The following is a 22,891-nucleotide window of genomic DNA, read 5'->3' as shown; positions in this document are numbered from 1 at the left end:
CCGCCCCGTCAGCGCAACGCGCTCTGCGCGAACCGCTCGTCCGTCGCCTCGAGCACCCGCAGCACGTTGCCGCCGGCCAGCGCGCGCAGGTCCTCGTCGCCCCAGCCCCGGCGCCGCAGTTCCTCGGCGAGCACGGGGTACCGCGACACGTCCCGCAGGTCCGGCGGCAGCACCGGGGTGCCGTCGTAGTCGCCGCCGAGCCCGAGGTGCCGGACCCCGGCGACCTGGCGGGCGTGGTCGACGTGGTCCGCGACGTCGGCGACGGTGACCAGGGGCGGCTCGCCTTCGGAGCCCGCCTCCTCCCAGTCCGCCCACGCACGCGAGACGAACTTCGGCACGAACGTGATCATGACCACGCCGCCGTTGTCCGCGAGCCGGCCGAGCACGTCGTCCGGGACGTTCCGCGGGTGGTCGTCGACCGCGACGGTGGACGAGTGGCTGAACACCACCGGCTGCGTCGCGACGTCGAGGGTGTCCCGCATGGTCGAGGGCGCGACGTGCGACAGGTCGACGAGCATGCCGGTGCGCTCCATCTCGGCGACGACCTCGCGGCCGCGGTCGGTCAGGCCGCCGTGCGCCCGGGCCCCGGTGGCGGAGTCGGCCCACGTGGTGTCGTCGTTGTGCGTCAGCGTCATGTACCGCACGCCGAGTCGCGCGAAGGTCCGGAGCACGGCCAGGTCGTCGCCGATCGAGTGGCCGCCCTCGGCCCCGAGGAACGACCCGATCCGCCCGGCGTCCACAGCCCCACGGAGCTCGGCCGCGGTGCGCACGAAGGTCAGGTCCTGCGGGTACGCGGCGATGATCCGGTGTGCGGTGTCGATCTGCTGCAGCGTGGTCCGGACCGGGTCCGGGTCGTCGGACGGCACGAACACCGACCAGAACTGCCCGACGACGCCGCCGGCGCGGAGCTTCGGCAGGTCGGTGTGCAGCGTCCCCTGCTCGGTGTCGATGCCCTCGACGCCGGAGCCGTGCGACTCGCGGCGCTCCCACGGCAGGTCGTTGTGGCCGTCGATGACGGGGAAGGCGAGGGCGTCGAGGGTCATGCCGTCGACGCTACCGCCCGGTCAGTAGGCTCGCGGTGTGCAGCCCGTGACGCTCCGCACCGACCGCCTGGTGCTCTCCGTGCCGACGACCGCGGACGCCGAGGACGTGGTCGCGTACGCGAACGACCCGGACGTCATCGCCTCCACCCCGGTGCCCGTGCCGTACGGCCACGCCGAGGCCCGGCACTTCCTCGACGAGGTCGTCGCCGCCGGGTGGCGGGACGACGTCCGGTACGAGTTCGGCATCCGTCGTGCCGAGGACCTCCGCCTGCTCGGCACGGTCGGGCTGTTCGGCCTCGCCGACGGTGCGGCCGAGATCGGCTACGCGGTGCACCCCGACGGTCGCGGCCACGGCTTCGTCACCGAGGCCGCCGACCGCGTGCTCCGCTGGGCGTTCGCGGATGCGCCGGCGGGTCTCGGGCTCGTCCGGGTGCAGTGGCGCGCGCTCGCCGGGAACGCCGCCTCGGCCGCGGTCGCGCAGCGGCTCGGCCTGACGTACGAGGGCCGCCGCCGGTCCGGCTCGCTGCACCGCGGGCAGCGGCACGACGAGCTCACCGCCGCGGTGCTGCGCTGGGACGACCGCGCAGCCGCCACCGGATGGCCGGACCGGTGACGGTCACGTTCCGCCTGGTCACCGACCTCGCGACGTCGCCGGAGCGCGCCTTCGCGCTGTCGCTCGACGTCGGTGCGCACGAACGGTCGATGGCCGCGTCCGGCGAGCGGGCGGTCGCCGGCACGACGTCCGGCACGATCGGGCTCGGCGAGACCGTCACGTGGCGGGCACGGCACTTCGGGATCGTCTGGCGGATGACGAGTCGGGTCACCGCCCTGGAGGCTCCTGGTCGGTTCGTCGACGAACAGGTGCGTGGGCCGTTCGCCCGCTTCCGGCACGAGCACCGGTTCACGGCGTCGGCCGGCGGAACGCGGATGGTCGACGAGGTCACCCTGACGGCGCCCTTCGGTCCGCTCGGGCGGCTGGCGGAACGGCTCGTGCTCGGCCGGTACCTGCGCCGGCTGATCGCGGACCGGAACGCGTCGCTCCGGTCCGAGCTCGAGCGCGGCGGTCAGGACCCGGCGAGCTCCCCCAGCGTGTCGTAGGCCGCGGCCACGGCGTCGACCCGGGCACGCCCGGCTGGCCCGGCCGCCTCGTACACGTCGTTCGCGATCGCCGCGACGACCGCGAACATCGCCGCCATGGAGTCGAACGCCGACGGGGAGTCCACCGGGCACAGCACCGCGGTCGACGCCGGCGCGGCGATCACGGCCGCGGTCGGGTCGCCGAGCACGACGACGTCCGCCCCGGTCGCGACGCAGTGCCGGACGAGCCCCTCGGCCCCCGCGGCGTGCCGGCGGACCGTGACGAGCACCACGAGGTCGCGGCGGTCGAGGTCGGCGACCTCCTCCCCGAGCCGCTGCCCGGGCGCCGGACCGAGCCGGACGTCCGGTCGGACCTGCGCGAGCTGCGACCGGAGCTGCATGGCGACGGGGTGCGCCGCCCGCTCCCCGAACACGAGCACGCGGTGCGCGCGGACGATCCGGCGGGCGAGCCGCACCCGGTCGGCCCGGGCGAGGGAGGCGAAGGCGGCGTCGAGGTTCCGCGCCTCGACCGCGCGCTGGTCGACGTGCGCAGCGTCCTCGGCGGCCCACGGCAGACCGTTGCCCCGGGCCGACATGAGCTCCTGCCGCACCTGCGCCGCGTCCTGGAACCCGAGCGACCGCACCAGGCGGGACACGGTGGCCTTCGAGGTGCCGGACTCGGCGGCGAGCTCGGCCGAGGTCCCGACGAGCAGCAGCTCCGGGTCGTGCCGGACCATCGCGGCGACGCGGCGCTCGGCGGGCGACAGGCGGTCCCAGACGGCGTCGACGCGAGCGCGGACGTCGGTCACGGTGGCGCTCACGACCGCGCCGCCAGGTCGTCGGCGACGCGTTCGACCGCGACGGCGAGGGCGTCGAGTCCGAGGGCGACGTCGTCCTCGGACACGAACTCGTCCGGGTGGTGGCTGATGCCGTCCGGGTTGCGGAGGAACAGCATCGCGACGTCGGTCACGAGCCCGAGCGACATCGCGTCGTGGCCGGCGCGGGAGAACAGCTCCGTGGGGTCGGTCTCCCCCGTGGCGACGATCCCAGCCCGCACGGCGGCCGTCAGCCGGGGCGCGCAGAACACCGCCGGCGCCCGGTGCACCTCGGTCGGCGTGACGGTGACCCCGCGTCGGGCGGCGATCTCGTCGAAGGCCGCGAGGATCGTCTCCCAGACCCGGTCCCGGCCCTCGTCGAACTCACCGCGCAGGTCGACGCTGAAGCGCGCGAGCCCGGGGACGACGTTGACGGCCCCGGGTTCGACCGTCATGGTGCCGACCGTCCCGACGTGCTGCTCGGCCCGGCAGATCCGCTCGACCGCGAGCGCGGCCTCGGCGGCGGCGAGCAGGGCGTCGTGCCGCCGCTCGTAGGGGGTGCCGCCGGCGTGCCGGGCCTCGCCCACGGCCTCGACGGCGAACCGCCGGGCGCTGGCGATGCTCGTCACGACGCCGAGCGCCTGGCCGGCCCGCTCGAGCCACGGCCCCTGCTCGATGTGCGCCTCGAGGTACCCGACGAGCCGCTCGGGGCGCACGGCGGCCTCACCGACCCGCTCGGGGTCGAGCCCGAAGGCGGTGAACGCGTCGCGGAGCGTCACGCCGTCGCCGTCCTCGAGGTCCCACCAGCCCTCGTCCCAGACCCCCGCGACCGCCGAGGACCCGAGCAGGGCCTTGCCGAACCGGGTGCCCTCCTCGTCGGAGAACGCGACGACCTCGAGTGCGACGGGCAGCGGACCGGCGGCCGTCACGCGCGCCACGGTCCGGATCGCCATGAGCACCCCGACGACCCCGTCGTACCGGCCGGCGTCCACCACGGTGTCGAGGTGCGATCCGAGCAGCAGCACCGGGGCGTCCGGGGTGGCACCGGCGACCCGCCCGTGCAGGTTCCCGGCGGCGTCCTGCCACGTCTCGAGCCCGGCGTCGCGCATCCACCCGTCGACGACGGCGTTCGCGCGGGCGTGCTCCGGCGACAGGTACACGCGGGTGATCCGACCGTCGTCCTGCGACACGGCGGCGAGCTCGTCGCACCAGCGCACGACGGTCGCGGCGTCGGCGAGCGCCCGCCCGCTCGCGGTCGGCACGGTCTGGGCCGCCGCGGTCACGCCGACACCTCGACGAGCGACGGCGTCCCGACGGTCGACGACGCTCCCGCGTACACGTCGAGCGCCGCGTCGACCCCGCCGCCCTGCGGCACCGCGTGCCCGGCCCGGCGCAGCGCGTGCTCGAGCGCGGCGAGCGTCGTGACGACGGCGTCCTTGCGGGCGTTGTAGCCCATCGTCCCGAGGCGCCAGACGCGACCGTGCAGCGGGCCGAACGAGGTCCCGATCTCGATGCCGTGGTCCTCGAGCATCGCCGCACGCACGGCGTCCCCGACGACGTCGTCCGGGATCTCCACGGCGACGACGTTGTGCATCTTGTGCGCGAGGTCGCCGAACAGCCGCAGCCCGAGTGCCTGCACGCCCTCGGTCATCGCGCGGCCGGCGGTGGCGTGCCGGGCGACCACGGCGTCGCGGCCCTCGTCGAGCAGGATCCGGGCGCACTCGTGTGCCGCGTAGAGCATCGACGCGGCCTCGGTGTGGTGGTTCAGCCGGCGGGGACCCCAGTAGTCGAGGATCATCGCGAGGTCGAGGTAGTTCGACCGGATCGGCTGCTCCGCCACGACGTCGTCGGCCTCGCGGATGCCGGCCTCGACGCTCCGGCGACCGTCGAGCACCTCGACCGCGCGCGGCGAGACCGTGAGGGGCGCGCTGCCGGACGGGCCGCCGAGGCACTTCTGCAGGCCGGCGGTCGCGGCGTCGATCCCCCACGCGTCGACCTCGAGCGGGTTGCCGCCGATCGTCGCGGTCGCGTCGGTGTAGAGCAACGCCCCGTACCGGTCGCACACCGCGCCGAGCTCGTCGAGGGGCTGGTTCATCGTGGTCGACGTGTCGCCCTGCACGACTGCGACGAGCTTCGGCCGCACGCGCCGCACGGCCTCCTCGACCACCGACACCGGGAACACCTGGCCCCACGCGGTCTCGACGGTGTGCACCTCGGCGCCGGCGCGGGTCGCGATCTCGACGAGCAGGTGCCCGAAGCGTCCGAACACCGGTACGAGCACGCGGTCGCCGGGTGCCAGGAGCGACACGAGGGCCGCCTCGATGCCGGCGCGGGAGGTCCCGTCGACGAGCACGGTCCCCGCGTTCCCGGTGCCGAACACCCGCCGGTACAGCTCCTGCGTCTCGGACATCGTCCGCGTCATCCACGGGTCGTACTGCCCGACGAGCGGGGTCGACAGCGCGCGGAGCACCCGCGGGTCGGCGTCGATGGGCCCCGGCCCCATGAGGAGTCGGGCGGGCGGGTTCACCGGGTGCGTCATGACAGGTCCGTTCGTGCGTCGGTCGTTCCGGTGAGCAGGATACCGGAACGTTCGTTTCGAGCGTGTTGCGGAGCAACGCGTGCCGGTCGGTCGAGCAGCCGGCCCTGGACGGCCGTCACCCCGCCGTCGGCGGTGGCGACCAGCTCGCCGCGCAACCAGGTCTCGGTGACCCGACCCCGAGCCTCCAGGCCGGCGAACGCGGAGACCCGGTTGCGGTGCGCGAGCCCGGCCACGTCGACCACCGACACCGCGTCCGGGTCGAACACGGCGAGGTGCGCGACCGCACCCGGCGCGATCCGCCCGCGGTCGTCGAGCCCGACCAGGTCGGCCGGTCCCGTCGTGAACCACGGCAGCACCGTCTCGAGCGCGATGCCCCGCCGGACCGCCTCGGTCCAGACCGCTCGGAACCCCACCTGCAGCCCGGCGATCCCGCCCCAGGCGAGCCCCCAGTCGTCGGTCTTCAGGTCCGCGGTGGACGGCGAGTGGTCCGACACGACGCAGTCGATGGTTCCGTCGAGGAGCCCCGCCCACAGCGCGTCGCGGTTCGCGTCGTCGCGGATCGGCGGGCAGCACTTGTACTCGGTGGCGCCGTACGGGATCGACCCCGCTTCGAACGACAGGTAGTGCGGGCACGTCTCGACGGTGATCCGCACGCCGTCGTCCTTCGCGGCCCGGATCATCGGCAGCGCCCCGGCGTCGGACAGGTGCAGCACGTGGACGCGGGCACCGGTCGCCCGCGCCCCGGCGACGACCTGTCCGATCGCGGACCGCTCGGCGACCGGCGGTCGGGTCGCCAGGAAGTCCTCGTACCGACCGCCGAGCGCGTCGTGCGCGACGAGGTGCGCGGGGTCCTCGGCGTGCACGATCAGGAGCGCGTCGATCGCGGCGACCTCGGCGATCGCGGCCTGCAGCTGCCCGGGGTCGAGGTGCGGGAACTCGTCGACACCCGAGGGCGCCGTGAAGCACTTGAACCCGAAGACCCCTGCGTCGTGCAGGTCCGCGAGCGCCCCGGCGTTCACCGGGACCGCACCGCCCCAGAACCCGACGTCGACCGCGACGCGGCCGTCCGCGCTCGCCCGCTTGACCGCGAGCGCCTCGGTGTCCACGGTCGCAGGGATCGAGTTGAGCGGCATGTCGACGATGGTCGTCACACCGCCGAGCGCGGCGGCGCGGGTGGCGGACGCGAAGCCCTCCCACTCGGTCCGGCCGGGCTCGTTCACGTGCACGTGCGTGTCGACGAGACCGGGCAGGAGCACCTGGCCCGCCGGGACCGTCCGGTCCACGGAGGCGGGCACGTCCGCGTCGACCGGCAGCACCTCGGTGACCAGGCCGTCGCGGACGACGACCGCGGCGGGACACCACGCCCCGTCGACCCACGTCCGGTGGGCGCGCAACACCAGGTCGGCCGGGAGGCGCGTCACGCCGCCGCCCCGATCGTCGCGTCCGCCGGCTGGTCACGTCGGAACCCGGCGAGGAGTCCCGTCACCGCCTTGGGAGGCGGCGGGGCGTACTCGCCGCGCTTGCCGGTACCGAGGCCGAGCCGGACGAGCGACTCGGCGAGGACCGTGGCCGCGGCGACGCCGTCGACCACGGGCACGCCGACGGCCCGCGAGACCTCGGCGCAGAGCTCGGCCATCCCGGCGCAGCCGAGCACGACCGCGTCCGCGCCGCCCGCGACGACCGCCCGGCACTCCTCGACGATCAGCTCCCGTGCGCCGGAGGCGGGGTCGTCGAGCGCGAGGACGGCTACCTCGCACGCCCGCACGTCGGTGACGAGGGACGCGAAGCCGTACCGCTCGGCGAGCTCGTGCGCCCGACCGGTCGTCCGCGCCAGGGTCGTCACGACGCCGAACCGCCGACCGAGCATCGCCGCGGCGTGGAACCCGGCCTCGGCGATGCCGATCACCGGACCCGTGGCGATCTCCCGCGCGGCGTCGAGTCCCGGGTCGCCGAAGCACGCCACGACGTACGCGTCGACGCCCTCCTGCTCGCCGAGCGCGACCTGCTCGAGGAGCCCGGGGACCGCCAGGGCCTCCTCGTAGTGGCTCTCGATCGACGCCGGGCCCATGGTGGGCGTGACGGCCTCGACGAGGGTCCCGGGGCCGGCGATCGCGGCGGCTGCGCGGCCGATCGTCTCGGTCATGGCGACGGTGGTGTTCGGGTTGACGACGCGGATGCGCATCGGGGTCCTTCCGGTGGTGCTGGGGCGGGTCGTGCTCGTCGTGCTCGTCGGGCTCGGGCCGGTGCGGTCAGTCGCGGCCGGGGGCGGCGCCGTGGTCGACCGTGGGGTCGTCGGCGGACAGCGCGGGCATCCGAGGCGACCGGTGCTCGAGGGCGGCGAAGAGCACGAGGCCGAGGCCGCAGCCGATGAACCAGCTGTAGTTCGACAGCCACGGCAGGACGCCGGTGGCGGGCGGCAGCACCGCGCTGGCGACCGACACGGCACCGGCGACGACGAGCGTCCAGATCGCGTTCGGGTTCCAGCCGTTCCGGTACCAGTACCGCGCGGTCGGCTCCTTCGAGTACATGTCGTCGACCGCGACGCGCTGCTTCGCGACGAGGTAGTACCCGGCGATGAGGATGCCGAACAGCGGGCCGATGAGCGCACCGAGGATGCCGAGCGTGTACAGGATCGCCTGGTCGTTGCCGTACCAGTTCCACGGGGTCAGCAGGACCGAGCCGACGGCGGCGATCATGCCGCCTGCGCGCCAGCTGATCTTCCGCGGGGCGACGTTCGAGAAGTCGAACGCGGGGCTGATGAAGTTCGCGACGATGTTGATGCCGACCGTCGCGGTGACGAAGGTCAGTCCGCCGAGCAGCACCGCGAACGGCGCGTCGATCGCCTGCACGGTCTCGATCGGGTCGGTGATGAGCTTGCCGAACACCGGGACCGTGGCGCTCGCGCACAGCACGGTGAGGATCGAGAAGAACAGGAAGTTGACCGGCAGGCCCCAGAGGTTCCCGCGCTTGACGGCCCGGAAGCTGCGGCCGTAGCGCGAGAAGTCACCGAAGTTGAGCATCGGGCCCGAGAAGTAGCTGACGACGATCGCGATCGCCGAGAGCATCACCGGGATCGACGCGCCGAAGGACATCGGTGCGCCGGTGTGCAGCGTCAGCGAGATGTTGCCGATGCCGGCCTTCGCGACGAGGTACACGGCGAGGGCGATCATCACGACGTACACCGCGGGGCCGGCCCAGTCGATGAAGCGCCGGATCGCCTCCATGCCCATCGAGAACAGCGCCGCCTGGGCGACCCAGAGGATCGCGTACGAGATCCAGCCGAGCGCGGACAGGCCGAGGAACGAGTGGTCCAGGAGCGCAGCCGACCCGGGGACGAACTTCAGGAACACGATGTTGAGGGACTGCGCGGCGAGGAACGTCTGCACGCCGTACCAGGCCATCGCGATGAGCCCGCGGATGATCGCCGGGACGTTCGCGCCGACGACGCCGAACACCGCGCGGTTGATCACCGGGTACGGGACCCCGGTCCGCTGCGACGGCTTCGCGACGAGGTTCGCGAACACCTGCACGATCAGGATGCCGACGACCAGGGCGACGAGGACCTGCCAGCTCGCGATGCCCAGGGCGAAGAGCGACCCGGCGGTGACGTAGCCGCCGACCGAGTGCACGTCGGACATCCAGAACGCGAAGATGTTGTAGCTCGTCCAGCGCTGCTCGCGGAGCGGGGCGAGGTCCTCGTTGGTGAGCGCCGGGTCGTACCCGGGCTTGACGACACCGGCTCCCGCGCGGGCGGTCGACGGCGGGGTGGGGGCGTGGGGCGCGGCGACCGGGGTCGCGATCTCTGTGACCAAGGCGTCCTCCGTGGGAGTGGGAACGGGGGTGGGTCCCCGTGTTCCCCGACGCTAGGGAGCCTCTTCGCGCCGCCCGTTTCCCTCGTGTAACGGTCGTGTGACGCGACGACCGTCCTGGAACGCCTGTTCCGAGCGCTGGCAGCGGCCGATGAGGCCGGTGCAGCCGGTGCGGCCGGTCCTGCTGCTAGAACGCGTGCGTGCCGAGGAGCGCACCGGCCGCGTAGGTCGCGGCGAGGGCGAGCGCGCCACCCACCACGACCCGGACCGTCGCACGCCCGCGGCGGGCACCGCCCAGGACCGCACCGGTCGTGCCGGTCGCCGCGAGGGCCACGAGCACAGCGACGACGGTGACGACGATGCGGGAGGACTCCGGCGCCAGCAGCATCGCCAGGAAGGGCAGCAGCGCACCCGTCGTGAAGGTCGCCGCGGAGACCCACGCCGCGCGCCAGGGGCTGACGACCTCGTCCTCGGCGTCCCGGAGCGCGGCCGCAGCCCGACGACGACGGACCTCGGGGCGGACGAGCTGCCGGGCGACGGCCTCGGCGACGTCGTCGTCCACGCCGAGCGAGCGGTAGTGCGCAGCGAGGGTCGGCGCGTCCTCGGCGTCGGCCTCGAGCTGGGCCTGCTGCGCCGCCTGCCCGGTGCGCTGCGCGTCGCGGGCACCGCTCACCGAGATGTACTCGCCGAGGGCCATCGAGATCGCCCCGCCGACCAGGGCTGCGGTGCCGGCGGCGACGACGGGACCGGTGCCGGCTCCCGCACCCGCCACCCCGACGAGCACGGCGGCGACGGACACGATGCCGTCGTTCGCGCCGAGCAGGCCCGCTCGGAGCCAGTTGAGCCGGGCGGCGCTGGTGGCGTCGTCGTGCTCGGAGACGGGCAGGGCGAGGTCCGATGCGGTCGACATGTCGGCCATCGAACCACGGTCGCGGCCGGTCCGCCAGCAAGGGAAGGCTGCCCTGACCGGGGCTTTCCTGGTGAGGTGAGCCTCACCTGACCTGGGCGGATACCGCGCTCCAGACCCGGGTCGGACGGCCGCTCAGAGCGTGCGGGAAGGCCTCCCCGAGCGGCGCGAACCCGGCACTGCGGTACAGCGCGAGGGCCGCGGTGTTGTCGTCGAGGGCGTGCAGCTCCGTGCGGTGGTGCCCGGCGTGGGCGGCCGCGGACACGGCGGCCGCGAGCAGGCGTCGGCCGAGCCCGTGCCCCTGCGCCGCGGGGTGCACGGCGAGCAGGCTGAGGTACGCGGCGTCGCTCGGGGTGCCGCCGCTACCGGGAGCGGTGACCAGGGCGAAGCCGACGGGGGTCCCGCCGTCGTCGGCCACCACCAGGGCGACCCGTTCCGCGGCGAACTTCTCGCGCGCACGTGCACGGACGGCGTCCGATGCCGGCACGCCGTCACGATCCGCCACGGCGGCGACCCAGAGCGCGACGCAGGCCGCCGCGGTCGACTCGTCCTCCGCGGTGCGCACGACGAAGGACGACCCGATCACCCGACCACTGTACGGCTGCCGCGCGGGACCGCCGGTCAGACGGCCGACCGGGCGCCGATCCGGTAGCCGGCGCCCCGGTGTTCCTCGGGCAGCCGGTCGCCGCGGCCGTGCAGCTTGTGGCGGAGCGACCCCTCGACGTAGGCCTCGGGGTAGGCACCGCGGGCGCGGAGCTCGGGGATGACGAACTCGATGACGTCCTCCCAGGTCCCCGGCGTGACGGCGTACGCCAGGTTGAACCCGTCGACGTCGGTCTCCCGCTGGATCTCGACGAGCCGGTCCGCGATGGTCGCTCCGCTGCCGACCTCGACCGGGCCGAGTCCGCCGATCGCGGTCTGGCGGGCGATGTCCCGGACGGTCCAGTTCGCGCCGTCCTCGCCCGTCGCCGCGGACAGGTTCGCGGCCGCCGACTGGATCGCGTTCGACTCGATGTTGCCGAGCGGCTCGTCGAGGTCGTACTGCGACAGGTCGACGCCCATCCACCCGGAGTTGAGCACGAGCGCGCCCTCCTCGGACGCGTAGGACAGGTAGTCGCGGTGCTTCGCCTGCGCGGCCTCGTCGGTCGCGTCGGTGATGACCGTCAGCAGCGTGTAGATCTTCGCGGCGTACCGGTCCCGCCCAGCGGCCTCGAGCGCGTCGCGGATCTTCCGGACGGTGGCGGCGAGCTGCGGGAGCGTTGGCGCACCGACGAACACGGCCTCGGCGTTCTCCGCCGCGAAGCGCACGCCCCGCGGGGACGCCCCGGCCTGGTACACGACGGGGCTCCGCTGCACCGAGGGCTCGGACAGGTGGATGCCCGGGACGTCGAAGTGCTGCCCGTGGTGCTCGATGGGGTGGACCTTCGCCGGGTCGGTGAACACCCCGGTCGTGCGGTCCTCGACGACGGCGTCGTCCTCCCACGAGCCCTCCCAGAGCTTGTAGAGGACCTCGAGGTACTCGTCGGCGACGTCGTAACGGTCGTCGTGCGACAGCTGGTCCGTCTGGCCCATGTTCCGCGCGGCGCTCGGCAGGTAGCCCGTCACGACGTTCCAGCCGATGCGGCCCTTCGTCAGGTGGTCGAGCGTCGAGATGCGGCGGGCGAACGGGTACGGGTGCTCGTACGCGGTACCGGCGGTGATGCCGAAGCCGAGGTGCTCGGTGACGGCGGCCATCGCGGACACGAGCAGGATCGGGTCGTTGACCGGGACCTGCGAGCCGGTGCGGAGCGCGGCCTCGTTCGAGTCGCCGTACACGTCGTAGGTGCCGAGCACGTCCGCGATGAAGATGCCGTCGAACGTCCCGCGCTCGAGCGTCTTCGCGAGCTCGGTCCAGTACGACAGGTCGTTGTAGTGCCGCGAGCGGTCGCGCGGGTGCCGCCACAGCCCGGAGGACTGGTGCGCGACGCAGTTCATGTCGAACGCGTTGAAGCGGATCTGCCGGGGCGCGGTGTCACGGGGCTCGGTGTCGTTCGTCGAGGTCACGTCGCGAAGCTACGTCGCACAGCGCCGTCCGTCACGGACGGTGACGTTGCGTGACGCTGCCGGCGGCTGCGGGCCCGACGCTCAGGCGGCGGACGCCTCGCGCACGGCGGCCTCGGCGGCGACCCACGCGAGCATGCCGCACTTCACACGCATCACGAACTTCGAGACGCCGTGGAACGCCACGAGGTCCTCGAGCACGTCCTCGTCGGGCTCCCCCGCCCCGCGCGAGCGCATCATCGTCCGGAACGCCTCGGTGAGCTCGAGCAGCTCGGGGACGGTCCGCCCGGGGGCCATGTCGGCGAGGACGGAGGCGGACGCCATCGAGATCGAGCACCCGTCGCCCTGCCACCCGATCGCCGCGATACGATCCGTGCCGGGCTCGAGGCGGACGCTGACGGTGATCTCGTCGCCGCAGGTCGGGTTCCGCTCGAAGTGCGACGCATCGGCGTCGTCGAGCACGAGGTCGCCGTGCCGGGCCTTGGCGTGGTCGAGGATGACCTGCTGGTAGAGCGAGTCGAGGCCGTTCACGAGGATGCTCCGAAGTAGTCGCGGACCTCCGCGACGGCCGCGAGGAACCGGTCGACGTCCTCGTCGGTCGTGTACACGTACGTGCTGGCGCGGCTCGTGGCGGTCAGGCCGAGCCGGCGGTGCAGCGGCTGGGCGCAGTGGTGGCCGGAGCGGACCGCGATCCCCTGCGCGTCGAGGTACTGGGAGACGTCGTGGGCGTGCACCCCGTCGACGTCGAACGCCACGAGCCCGGAGCGCGGGACCCCAATGGGCGGTCCGACGACGCGGATGCCCGGGACCGCGGCGAGGCCCTCGAGCATGCGCTGCGCGAGCGTCTCCTCGTGGTCGCGCACCCGGTCCGTGCCGATCCGCTCGAGGTACCGGACGGCCTCGGCGAGCGCGACGGCCTGGGACACCGGCTGCGTCCCCGCCTCGAACCGCTCGGGCGCGGGCATGAAGTCCGACGACTCCATCGTGACGGTGGTGATCATCGAACCGCCGGTGCGGAACGGCGGCAGGGCGTCGAGGAGCTCCTGGCGGCCCCAGAGCACGCCGATGCCGTTCGGTCCGAGCATCTTGTGCCCGGAGAACGCCGCGAAGTCGACGTCGAGCGCCCCGAGGTCGAGGGGCCGGTGCGGCGCGGACTGGCAGGCGTCCAGGACGACGAGGGCGCCGTGCTCGTGCGCGGCGGCCACGACCTCTGCCACCGGCGCGATCATGCCCGTGACGTTCGAGACGTGGGCGAACGCGACGACCCGGGTGCGCGGACCGATCAGCGCGACCATGTCCGCCGCGGTCCAGGTGCCGTCGTCGGCGACCGGGACCCAGCGGAGCGTGGCGCCGGTCAGGGCTGCGAGCTCCTGCCACGGCACGAGGTTCGCGTGGTGCTCGGCCTCGGTCACGAGGACCTCGTCGCCCGGGCCGATGCGGAAGCGGTCTGCGGCGGCTCCCCCGCGACCGCGGCTCGCGTTGGCGATGCCGTAGGCGACGAGGTTGAGCGCGTCGGTGGCGTTCGCCGTCCAGACGACCTCCGACGGCGACGCCGCGCCGACGAAGCGCGCGACGGTCGCACGGGCGTCCTCGTACGCATCGGTCGCGAGCGCCGCGAGCGTGTGCGCGCCGCGGTGCACCGCCGCGTTGTCGGTCTCGAGGAACCGGCGCTCGGCGTCGAGGACCTGCACGGGTCGCTCGGCCGTCGCCCCGGAGTCCAGGTAGGCGAGCGGGTGGCCGTTGACCTGTTGCTGGAGGATCGGGAAGTCCCGCTTGATCGCGGCGACCTCGGCGTCGGTCAGCGGCTGGTTCGGGGCGGGGACGGTCACCCCACAATCGTGGTCCGTCTCCGCCCCCGCGTCCAATCGCTACGAGCGGAAGTGCCGGTCCTACTGGTTGCCGATGTGCTTGTCGGCCTGGTCCCGCGCGCCGTCGATCTTGTCGTCGTACTTGCCGCCCGTTGCCTTCTTCACCGCGTCCGCGACGCCGTCGAGGATCTTGTCGCTGACGTCCTCGGCCTTCTCGCTCTTCAGTGCGTCCTGCACCTTGCCGTCCTGCAGGAACTGCTGTGCCTTCTTCGTGATGTCGTCGAACCCGGCCATGGCGGTCTCCTCGTGGTCGTGCGGGACCCCTCGCCCCGCGGTGCCGCCGATGCTAATCCGGGCAGCGGTCGGTGTCCGGGCCGGACGGAACAGGCGTCCGCAGCCCCGGTCGGGTCGTGCGGGTTCAGGCCATCTGGGCGCTGCGGCGGCGTGCGAGCAGGTACCCGACGGCGACGGAGCCGGTGATCGCGAGGAGCGACGGCACGAGGATGTCCGTGCCCTGCTGGGTGAACTCGACGACGAGCACGAGCGCGGTGAACGGCGCCCGCATCGTCGTGGCGAGGAAGGCCGCCGCACCGACGAAGGCGAAGGCCGCCAGGCTCGGGCCGTCGGCGGGCCAGAGCAGGATCCACGCCCCGCCGAGCGCGCCGCCCACCGCCGAGCCGATCGCGATCGAGGGCGTCAGGGTGCCGCCGACCGCGCCGGCGCCGATCGTCGCCGAGGTGGTGATGGTGCGCAGGACCCCGAGGAGCAGCAGGAACAGGATGGGCGACAGTCCCACGAAGTCCGGGGACGACGAGGTCGCGTTCATCGCCACGAGCCCGAGCGCCCGGCCGTTGCCGAGGATCTCGGGGAACGGCACCGCGATCAGGCCGACCATCGCGAACACGACCGGCAGCACGACGAGCAGGTGCCAGCCCTTCGGCGCGGTGGCCTGCAGCCGGTTCGTCAGCTTCACGAACCCGACGCCGGCGAACCCGAGGAGCGGACCCACCACGACCGCCCACACCAGGAGCGACGGCGTGAGGTGCATCGACGGCACGTGGTAGAGCACCTCGTCCGGGATCACGAGCCGTGCGGTGACCGCGGCGATGGCACTCGTCGCGAACGCCGGCAGCGCCGTCGCGAACGTGAGCTCCCCGAGCAGGACCTCGACCGCGAACAGCGCCCCGCCGAGCGGCACGTCGTAGACCGCGGCGAGACCGGCGGCCGCGCCGCAGGCGACGAGGATCTTCGTCTCGCGCGCGGTCAGGCCGGCCTTCGCGGTGACGAGCTGCGCGAGCCACGCCCCGATCTCGCGGGGCGCGACCTCCTTCCCGATGGACGCGCCGAGCCCGACCGCGAGGATCTGCACGCCGGCGTTCGCGACGGTCGACAGGGCGGGCATCCGCTTGCCGCCGACGGCCGCCGGCACCGACACGACGGGCTTCGCCCACCGTCGGAGCGCCCACCACGCGACGCCGGTCAGCACACCGGCCGCGGCGAGCGCGGCGAACCGGTTCCAGCCGGAGGGCGCGTCGGCCGCCTCGAGGTGCCCGCCGAAGGGGTACCCGAAGGCGACGAACTGGATGAGCTGGAGCGCGAGCCACACGCTGATGCCCGCGACGCCGCCGGCGACGCCGACGAGCGCGGTGATCACCGCGAGCTTGACGGCCCAGCGTGCACTCCCGGCGACCGGCGTGGACGTTCGTGTCGCGTTCCCGGTCTGCGGCATGTCCGGAAGCCTAGCGGCCGCCGGAGCGGTCCACTGCCGGCCTGGAGGCGCGTGGCGGGGCCCGCCACGATCCTCCAGGCCGTCCCGTGTCGGGCCGGCGCGTCCCGGGTCAGACGGCCGTCACGCGGAACGGGACCACGCAGTCCGCGGGGAGCAGCGGGACCTCGAGGCCGACGGTGCCGAGGACGCGGCCGGGGAACCGGCGCTCCCCCGCCCACCACGACGGCGGGTTCAGCAGGTGGTCGGGGCCGCGGAACACCGGGTCGACGCGGTAGGTGACGCCGGGGTCGAGGTCGCGGAAGCGCATCGGTCCGGTGCCCGACACCTCGGAGCGGCCCGTGCTGACGAGGAAGAACAGTGCGTCCCGACGGTCCGGCGCGACGACCCCGTGCACGAGGCGCGTGGGGTCGACCTCGTCGTTCCGGACGAGGTCCCCGCCGTGCAGCAGGCCGCGCCACTCCTGGTGGAGCGCGATCCAGTCGGCGAGCGTCGACTCCTCCGTCGGGGTGGCCTGGGTGAGGTCCCACTCGATCCCGAAGTGCCCGATCAGGGCCGTGCCCGCGCGGAACGACACGTCGTGGTGCCGTCCGGTGCTGTGGCTCGTGCCGCTCGCGACGTGCGCGCCGAGGAGCTCCGGCGGCAGCAGCTGCTGCGTCCACCGGTGCATCTGCTGGCGCTCGAGCGGGTCGATGTCGTCGGACACCCAGACGCGGTCGGTGTGCTCGAGGACGCCGAGGTCGACGCGTGCCCCGCCGGAGGCGCAGGCCTCGATCTCGAGCGCGGGGAAGCGCTCCTTGAGCGTCGCCATGAGCCGGTAGGCGGCCAGGGTCTGCTCGTGCACGGCGGCCCCGCCCCCGCGGTGCCCGGCCTCGACCAGGTCACGGTTGTGGTCCCACTTGACGTAGTCGATGCCGTACTCGCCGATGATCGCGGTCATCCGGTCGAGGACGTGTGCGAAGGCCTCGGGGATCGCGAGGTTGAGGACCTGCTGGTCGCGGGAGCGCACCGGCAGCCGCCCGTCCGCCTGCATGATCCACTCCGGGTGCGCCCGGGCGAGGTCGCTGTCCTCGTTCACCATCTCGGGCTCGAACCACAGGCCGAACTGCATGCCGAGGGCACGGACGCGGTCGACGATCGGGCCGAGGCCGTCCGGCCAGACGCCCTCGTCGACGTACCAGTCGCCGAGTCCGGCGTGGTCGTCGCGGCGGTGACGGAACCAGCCGTCGTCGAGCACGTACCGCTCGACGCCAAGGCGCGCGGCCCGCTCGGCGAGCTCGGTCAGCTTGGCGAGGTCGTGGTCGAAGTAGACCGCCTCCCACACGTTGATCGTGACCGGGCGCGGCGACGTCGGGTGCTGCGGTCGGCTGCGGAGCCAGCGGTGGAAGCGGCGCGCCTGGTCGTCGAGGCCGTCTCCGTACGCGGCGTAGACCCACGGCCCCTCGTACGTCTCCCCGGTGCCGAGACGGACCTCGCCCGGCAGCAGGAGCTCCGAGCCACCGGCCACCTGGCGTCCGGTCGACAGGCGCTCGGCGTAGTGCCGGTGGTTGCCGCTCCAGGCCGTGTGCACACCCCAGACCTCACCGGACGCGAACCCGAACCCGGGGACGCCGACGCTCAGCACGGTCGCGGCGTCCGGACCGGTGCGCCCCTTGCGACTGTCGCGCTCGTGCGTGCCGACGACGAGCTCCCGGCGCTGCGGGGTGCGCTCCTTGCCCCAACGGCCGGCGAGGTCGAGGACCTCGCGGGCGCGGGACGGGACGGGGAAGGCGACGGTCAGGTCGTCGACGGTGTAGGTCCCCGCGGCGGTGTTCGTGACGGCGGCCCGGGCGCGGACGAGTCCGGACGCGAGCAGCTCGACGGTGACGCGGACGGCGAGCCCGGCGGTGCGGTCCTCGGCGTCGGCCGTGACGGTGCCGCCCGTGCCCGTGTGCGTGCCCGCGCTCGTGCCCGTGCCCGCGTCGTCGCGTCCGTCGTCCCCGTGCAGCCGGACGTCCAGGGCGGTCACGGTGAACGCGGGCGACCAGTCCCGGCCGTCACGGTGTCCGGCGAGCCCGGGGCGTCCGCTCCACCCGCGGTGAGGTTCGGGCAGGACCGCGAGCCGGACCGGCACGTCGGGCTCGTTCTGCGCCACCGGCGGCACCGAGGCGGCGGCCAGGGCGACGAGGGCGTCCTCGTCGAGGGCGCCGAGCCCGGCCCCCCAGTGCACGATCGCCGGCAGCGCGGCATCGCGGCAGTCGAGCACGAGGGACACGCCCCCTGCGGTCAGGTGGACGATCCCCGGCGTCGGGGAGCTGGTGGTCGTGGTCGCTGCGGTCTGGGTCGGCATCGTTGCTCCGGTCGGCGTCGTCGGCAGGACGAGCCTCCCCGCCTGGGAGCGCTCCCGCAACTCGACGCGCGCGCTCGGGTCAGAACCAGCGCTTCACCTTGAACACGACGTACAGGACGGCCGCGAACAGCACCATCGCGACGAGCGACAGCGGGTAGCCCCACGTCCACGACAGCTCGGGCATGTGCGTGAAGTTCATGCCGTAGATCGCGGCGATGAGCGTCGGGGCGAACAGGATCGCCGCCCAGCCGGAGATGCGCTTCGTGTCGTCGTTCTGCTTCTGCGCCGCCAGGGTCGAGTCGACCGTCAGGGCGTTCTGCAGCAGGGAGCGGAACGTGTCCAGGCGCTCGACGGTCCGGATCGCGTGGTCGAGCACGTCCCGGAAGCGCCGCTGCATCTCGACCGGCAGGTGGTACTTGTCGGCGCCGCGGTGCAGGTTCTCGATCATGCCGATGAGCGGACGGGCGGCCCGCTGGAAGTCGACGACCTCGCCGAACAGTTCGTAGATGCGCTTCGAGACCCCGGGGACGCCGGAGAACAGCTGGTCCTCGATCTGGTTGATGTCCTCCTCGAGGCCGTCGATCACGGGCGCGTACCCGTCCACGATCGAGTCCATCAGCGCCCAGAGCTGCGCCTGCGGCCCCACCGTGACCAGACCGGGCTTGCCGCTCATCCGCTGCAGCGCGCGCGGGACGGCCTGGGGACCGCGGGGGTCGGCCGGCACGACCGCGAGGAAGAACGACTCCCCCACGAAGGCGTGCACCTCGCCGAACTCCACTTCCTCTCGGCCGTCGTGGTACACGGCGGGCTTCAGCACGGCGAAGAGCGTCGATCCGTACCGCTCGAGCTTCGGGCGCTGGTGCCCCTCGGCGGCGTCCTCCACCGCGAGCTCGTGCAGCCCCAGGGCCACCGCGACGTCCCCGAGCTCCTCGGCGTCCGGGCGGTGCAGCACGATGCACGCGCTCGCACCCTGGTCGCCGATCATCCGGAAGGTCGTCTCGAGCGAGGGGCACACGATCGGGGCGATCCGGTCGACGTAGACGGTGTTGAGCTCGACGGTCACGAGGCAACCGTACGCACCACGCACGGCCGACGTGCCGGACGCGGGGCGTGCCTCCCGGCCGTGGCCCGTCCCCCGCCCGCTGGACGCGCGCTGCGCGCGGGGGGCGACCACGCGCCTACCGTGCAGGTCATCAGCATGCTGACGAAGGGAGTGGTCATGGGCAAGGCCTGGAGGATCGTGGTCGCGGTGAGCGCGGTCGTCGCGGTGGTCGGCGCGTTCGTCGGGTCCGGAGCGGTGGTGGGCACCCCGATCCAGGACGCGGCCGGCGGGGCGCTGTCGGCGTCCTCGACCGCCATCGCGCCGGACGGACCGGCGTTCTCGATCTGGAGCGTCATCTACGTCGGGCTGCTCGCGTACGCGGTGCGGCAGTGCTTCCGGACCGCCGACGACGCGCGGCACGCACGGCTCGCGCTGCCCGCGACGCTGTCCCTGCTGCTGAACGCCGCGTGGATCCTGTCCGTGCAGTTCGGGGCGCTGTGGCTGAGCGAGCCGGTCATCGTCGCGCTGCTCGTGGTGCTCGTGTGGACGTTCGCGGTGCTGCGGCGGACCGCGGCGTCGGGCGTCGTCGAGCAGGTGCTGACCGACGGGACGTTCGGGCTGTACCTCGGGTGGGTCTGCGTCGCGACGGCGGCCAACACCGCGGCGGTGCTCGCGGCGGCCGGGTTCGAGGGCTTCGGTCTCGGCCAGGACGTCTGGGGCGTGGTCGTGGCGCTCGTCGCCGGGCTCGTCGGGGTGCTCCTGGCGGTGTGGGGCGGCGGACGACTGGCCCCGACGGTGTCGCTCGCGTGGGGCCTGGCCTGGGTCGCGGTCGGGCGGCTCGACGGGCCGCTCGTGTCCGTGCCGACGGCCGTGGCCGCGGTGGTGTCGATCGCGGCGGTCGTGCTCGTCACCCTCGTGGTGCGCACCCGCGTCGGGTGGGTCGGGGCGCGCCGCGGCGCGGGCGCCGCGCGGGTGGCGTAGGCCGCGCCGGGGCGGCGTAGGCCGCGCCCCGCCGGACACCTTTCGCGCTCAGCGACAGTTCACGGGCTCGTGAGCCCGTGAACTGTCGCTGAGCGCGTGAACCGGCACCGGCCACCGCGCGCGGCGCGACCGCGCCGCGCGCGCAGCGCGGCGCGGCGCGCTACCGCGCGGCCGCCAGCCCGTGCGCGGCGGCCACCGCCTCGTTCACGACGCGGCCCGCGTGCACGTTCAGCCCCTTCGCGAGCGCCGGGTCCGCCTCGGTCGCCCGCTCCCAGCCCTGGTCGGCGACGGCGAGGGCGTACGGCAGCGTCGCGTTCGTCAGCGAGATCGTGCTCGTGCGCGGCACCGCCCCGGGCATGTTCGCCACGCAGTAGTACACGGCGTCGTGCACCCGGAAGGTCGGGTCGTCGTGGGTGGTCGGCCGCGAACCCTCGAAGCACCCGCCCTGGTCGATGGCGATGTCGACGAGCACCGAACCCTCGCGCATGCCGGCGACCATCGCGTCGGTCACGAGCTTCGGCGCCGAGGCCCCGGGGATGAGCACCGACCCGATCACCAGGTCCGCGTCCCGCAGCGCCTCGGCGATCGCGTGCGACGAGGACCGCAGCGTCGTGATGCGGCCGTCGAACCGGGCGTCGAGCGCACGGAGCCGCGGCAGGCTGATGTCGAACACGGTGACCTCGGCGCCCAGGCCGAGCGCCATCGTCGCCGCGTGCTCTCCCGCGACGCCACCGCCGATCACGACGACCCGGCCCTTCGGCGTCCCGGGGACTCCGCCGAGCAGCAGGCCGCGGCCGCCCGCGGTGCGCATGAGCTGCGCCGCGCCGACCTGCACCGACAGTCGTCCGGCGATCTCGGACATCGGCGAGAGCAGCGGCAGCGACCGGTCCGGCAGCTGCACGGTCTCGTAGGCGATCGCGGTCGCGCCGGACTCGACGAGCGCCGAGGTGAGGGGGCGGTCGGCGGCCAGGTGCAGGTACGTGAAGAGCACCTGTCCAGGGCGGATCGATGCGTACTCCGACGCCACGGGCTCCTTCACCTTGAGCACGAGCTCGGCCCGGGCCCAGACCTCGGCCGCGGTGTGGACGACCGTGGCCCCGGCGTCGCGGTACTCGTCGTCGCCGAAGGACGACCCGGTGCCGGCGCCGGACTGCACGAGGACCTCGTGGCCGTGCAGCGTCAGCTCACCGACCCCCGCCGGCGTCGCCGCGACGCGGTACTCGTTGTTCTTGACCTCTGTGGGGACGCCGATCAGCATCACGGACTCCTTCGTGGGCGGTGCAGGTACGACCACGATGCGCTCTGGTTCGTTTCAAACTCGTTTCCGCCGAACATCTGCGCGATGAGCGGTCGTTCGGTACGACGAGATTCGACGAACCGGTCAGATCGCCTTGCCCGGATTGAGGATCCCGAGCGGATCGAACACCGCCTTCACGCCCCGCTGCAGATCGAGGACGTCGTCACCGAGCTCGTCACCGAGCCACCGCCGCTTGAGCACCCCGACACCGTGCTCGCCCGTCAGCGTGCCCCCGAGGTCGATCGCGGCGCGGAACAACTCGTCGGCCGCGGCCCAGACGTGCGCGGGCACCTCGTCCCCCGCGAAGACGAAGTTCGGGTGCAGGTTGCCGTCTCCCGCGTGCGCCACCGTCGGGATCGCCACGCCGTGCCGGCGCCCGATCGCCTCGACCCGCTCGAACATCTCCGCGAGCCGGCTCCGCGGCACCGCGACGTCCTCGATCAGCACCCGGCCGCCCGCCTCCATGGCCGGGTGGAAGGACCGTCGGACGGTCAGCAGGCGCTCGCGTTCCACGGCGGACGTCGCGTGGTGCACGGTGCCGCCCTCGGCCTGGAGGCGCGGTGCGGCTCCCAGCGCGGCCTGCGCTGCGTCCGGCCCGTCGAACTCGACGAGCAGGAACGCCCCGTCCGCCGAGCTGCTCCCGAGCGTCTCGGTCAGCACCTGCGGTCCGAGGTGTGCGGCGATGCCCGCGAGGGCGGCCGCGTCGAGCAGCTCCACCGTCGACGGCCGGCTCGCGCCGGTGACGACGGCCGCGGCACCGCGGGCCGCGTCGGCGACGGTCGGGAACACCGCCCCGAGCGTCGCGGGCGCTCCGGCCGGCAGCGGCACGAGCCGGACGGTCGCTCCGACGACCACCCCGAGGGTGCCCTCCGAGCCGACGAACAGCGCCGTCAGGTCGAGGCCGGTGACGCCCTTCACCGTGCGGCGTCCGGTGGAGACGAGCCGGCCGTCCGCCAGGACCACGTCGAGTCCGAGCACAGCCTCGCGCGTCACGCCGTACTTGACGCAGCGCAGGCCGCCGGCGTTCGTCGCGATGTTGCCGCCGACGGTCGAGATCGCCGCGCTGGCCGGGTCCGGGGCGAAGCGCAGCCCGTGCTCGGCGACCGCGGCGTCGAGGGCGCCGTTCAGGACGCCCGGCTCGACGACGGCGTACTCGTCGGCGACCGAGACCTCGAGGATGCGGTCCATCCGGGCGACGCTGAGCACGACGGAGCCCTCGGTGCCGTTCGCCCCGCCGGCCAGCCCGGTGCCGGCGCCCCGCGGCACGACCGGCACCCGCGCCGCGGAGCAGGTCCGGAGCACGGCCTGGACGTCGGCGACCGACCGGGCCTCGACCACGGCGACCGGCCCGCCGGGTGCGCTCCAGCCGGACTTGTCGGTCCGTGCGGCGTCGAGCACTGCCGGGTCGGTGCGGACGACGGCGCCGTCCGGGTCCGCGAGGGCGGAGCGGAGGGCGGTGACGACGGTGTCCATGCGCG

Annotated in this window: 21 protein-coding genes; 3 read left to right on the top strand and 18 right to left on the bottom strand. The window is 73.9% G+C overall.

Annotation, left to right across the window (positions count from 1 at the left end; genetic code table 11):
* Positions 1–8: 8 nt before the first annotated feature.
* Positions 9–1,043, bottom strand: coding sequence for a dipeptidase (locus HUN58_RS12825; RefSeq protein WP_174777865.1), 1,035 nt, complete (start codon positions 1,041–1,043; stop codon positions 9–11).
* 37 nt (positions 1,044–1,080) lie between these two features.
* Here HUN58_RS12825 and HUN58_RS12820 point away from each other — a divergent pair, with 37 nt between their 5' ends.
* Both HUN58_RS12820 and HUN58_RS12815 read left to right on the top strand, forming a co-directional pair.
* Positions 1,081–1,656 (top strand): GNAT family N-acetyltransferase, encoded by a 576-nt coding sequence (locus HUN58_RS12820; protein ID WP_180224870.1) that lies wholly within the window; start codon positions 1,081–1,083, stop codon positions 1,654–1,656.
* Positions 1,653–2,141, top strand: coding sequence for an SRPBCC family protein (locus tag HUN58_RS12815; RefSeq protein WP_208738914.1), 489 nt, complete (start codon positions 1,653–1,655; stop codon positions 2,139–2,141). Before HUN58_RS12820 ends, HUN58_RS12815 begins: the two co-directional genes overlap by 4 nt.
* Here HUN58_RS12815 and HUN58_RS12810 read toward each other — a convergent pair.
* The 15 genes from HUN58_RS12810 to HUN58_RS12740 form a co-directional block, all read right to left on the bottom strand.
* Complete coding sequence (locus tag HUN58_RS12810) at positions 2,108–2,941, bottom strand: MurR/RpiR family transcriptional regulator (RefSeq protein ID WP_058742671.1); 834 nt, start codon at positions 2,939–2,941, stop codon at positions 2,108–2,110. The two genes, HUN58_RS12815 and HUN58_RS12810, sit on opposite strands and share 34 nt — an antisense overlap.
* The gene (locus tag HUN58_RS12805; protein ID WP_254631493.1) at positions 2,938–4,218 is read right to left on the bottom strand and encodes an allantoate amidohydrolase; all 1,281 of its coding nucleotides are present in this window, start codon (positions 4,216–4,218) and stop codon (positions 2,938–2,940) included. Before HUN58_RS12805 ends, HUN58_RS12810 begins: the two co-directional genes overlap by 4 nt.
* A complete protein-coding gene (locus HUN58_RS12800) occupies positions 4,215–5,474 on the bottom strand; it encodes an alanine--glyoxylate aminotransferase family protein (RefSeq protein WP_254631491.1) in 1,260 nt (419 codons plus the stop codon). The genes HUN58_RS12805 and HUN58_RS12800 overlap by 4 nt, the downstream gene beginning before the upstream one ends.
* The gene (gene allB, locus HUN58_RS12795; RefSeq protein ID WP_180224869.1) at positions 5,471–6,895 is read right to left on the bottom strand and encodes an allantoinase AllB; all 1,425 of its coding nucleotides are present in this window, start codon (positions 6,893–6,895) and stop codon (positions 5,471–5,473) included. The genes HUN58_RS12800 and allB overlap by 4 nt, the downstream gene beginning before the upstream one ends.
* Entirely contained in the window at positions 6,892–7,656 is a 765-nt protein-coding gene (locus HUN58_RS12790) for an aspartate/glutamate racemase family protein (protein ID WP_114849791.1), read from the bottom strand. Before HUN58_RS12790 ends, allB begins: the two co-directional genes overlap by 4 nt.
* A gap of 67 nt (positions 7,657–7,723) precedes the next feature.
* Positions 7,724–9,286: an NCS1 family nucleobase:cation symporter-1 gene (locus HUN58_RS12785; RefSeq protein WP_180224868.1), complete on the bottom strand. Its 1,563-nt coding sequence runs from the start codon at positions 9,284–9,286 to the stop codon at positions 7,724–7,726.
* Positions 9,287–9,470: 184 nt separating this feature from the next.
* On the bottom strand, positions 9,471–10,193 hold the full coding sequence (locus tag HUN58_RS12780; RefSeq protein WP_058742685.1) for a VIT1/CCC1 transporter family protein: 723 nt from the start codon (positions 10,191–10,193) through the stop codon (positions 9,471–9,473).
* 82 nt (positions 10,194–10,275) lie between these two features.
* The gene (locus tag HUN58_RS12775; RefSeq protein ID WP_114849793.1) at positions 10,276–10,776 is read right to left on the bottom strand and encodes a GNAT family N-acetyltransferase; all 501 of its coding nucleotides are present in this window, start codon (positions 10,774–10,776) and stop codon (positions 10,276–10,278) included.
* Between the two features lie 35 nt (positions 10,777–10,811).
* On the bottom strand, positions 10,812–12,233 hold the full coding sequence (locus HUN58_RS12770; RefSeq protein ID WP_257222067.1) for an LLM class flavin-dependent oxidoreductase: 1,422 nt from the start codon (positions 12,231–12,233) through the stop codon (positions 10,812–10,814).
* 81 nt (positions 12,234–12,314) lie between these two features.
* Positions 12,315–12,761 (bottom strand): Fe-S cluster assembly sulfur transfer protein SufU, encoded by a 447-nt coding sequence (gene sufU, locus HUN58_RS12765; RefSeq protein WP_058742676.1) that lies wholly within the window; start codon positions 12,759–12,761, stop codon positions 12,315–12,317.
* Positions 12,758–14,059, bottom strand: coding sequence for a SufS family cysteine desulfurase (locus HUN58_RS12760; protein WP_180224867.1), 1,302 nt, complete (start codon positions 14,057–14,059; stop codon positions 12,758–12,760). Before HUN58_RS12760 ends, sufU begins: the two co-directional genes overlap by 4 nt.
* Before the next feature lie 60 nt (positions 14,060–14,119).
* A complete protein-coding gene (locus tag HUN58_RS12755) occupies positions 14,120–14,332 on the bottom strand; it encodes an antitoxin (protein WP_058742677.1) in 213 nt (70 codons plus the stop codon).
* 124 nt (positions 14,333–14,456) lie between these two features.
* The gene (locus tag HUN58_RS12750; protein WP_058742678.1) at positions 14,457–15,767 is read right to left on the bottom strand and encodes a chloride channel protein; all 1,311 of its coding nucleotides are present in this window, start codon (positions 15,765–15,767) and stop codon (positions 14,457–14,459) included.
* Positions 15,768–15,876: 109 nt separating this feature from the next.
* Positions 15,877–18,093, bottom strand: coding sequence for an alpha-galactosidase (locus tag HUN58_RS12745; protein WP_180224866.1), 2,217 nt, complete (start codon positions 18,091–18,093; stop codon positions 15,877–15,879).
* 79 nt (positions 18,094–18,172) lie between these two features.
* Positions 18,173–19,156 (bottom strand): magnesium and cobalt transport protein CorA, encoded by a 984-nt coding sequence (locus tag HUN58_RS12740; protein WP_254631489.1) that lies wholly within the window; start codon positions 19,154–19,156, stop codon positions 18,173–18,175.
* Between the two features lie 135 nt (positions 19,157–19,291).
* Here HUN58_RS12740 and HUN58_RS12735 point away from each other — a divergent pair, with 135 nt between their 5' ends.
* Positions 19,292–20,116, top strand: a complete 825-nt coding sequence (locus tag HUN58_RS12735; RefSeq protein ID WP_254631487.1) for a tryptophan-rich sensory protein — start codon at positions 19,292–19,294, stop codon at positions 20,114–20,116.
* A 160-nt stretch (positions 20,117–20,276) separates the two neighbouring features.
* Here the strand turns inward: HUN58_RS12735 and ald are convergent, their stop codons facing one another.
* Positions 20,277–21,374: an alanine dehydrogenase gene (gene ald, locus HUN58_RS12730; RefSeq protein WP_114849797.1), complete on the bottom strand. Its 1,098-nt coding sequence runs from the start codon at positions 21,372–21,374 to the stop codon at positions 20,277–20,279.
* A gap of 123 nt (positions 21,375–21,497) precedes the next feature.
* Positions 21,498–22,886, bottom strand: a complete 1,389-nt coding sequence (locus tag HUN58_RS12725) for an FAD-binding oxidoreductase (RefSeq protein WP_180224865.1) — start codon at positions 22,884–22,886, stop codon at positions 21,498–21,500.
* Between the last annotated feature and the right edge of the window lie 5 nt (positions 22,887–22,891).

Source organism: Curtobacterium sp. Csp1 (genome assembly GCF_013347185.1).
This window is presented reverse-complemented; position numbering and strand designations above follow the sequence as displayed.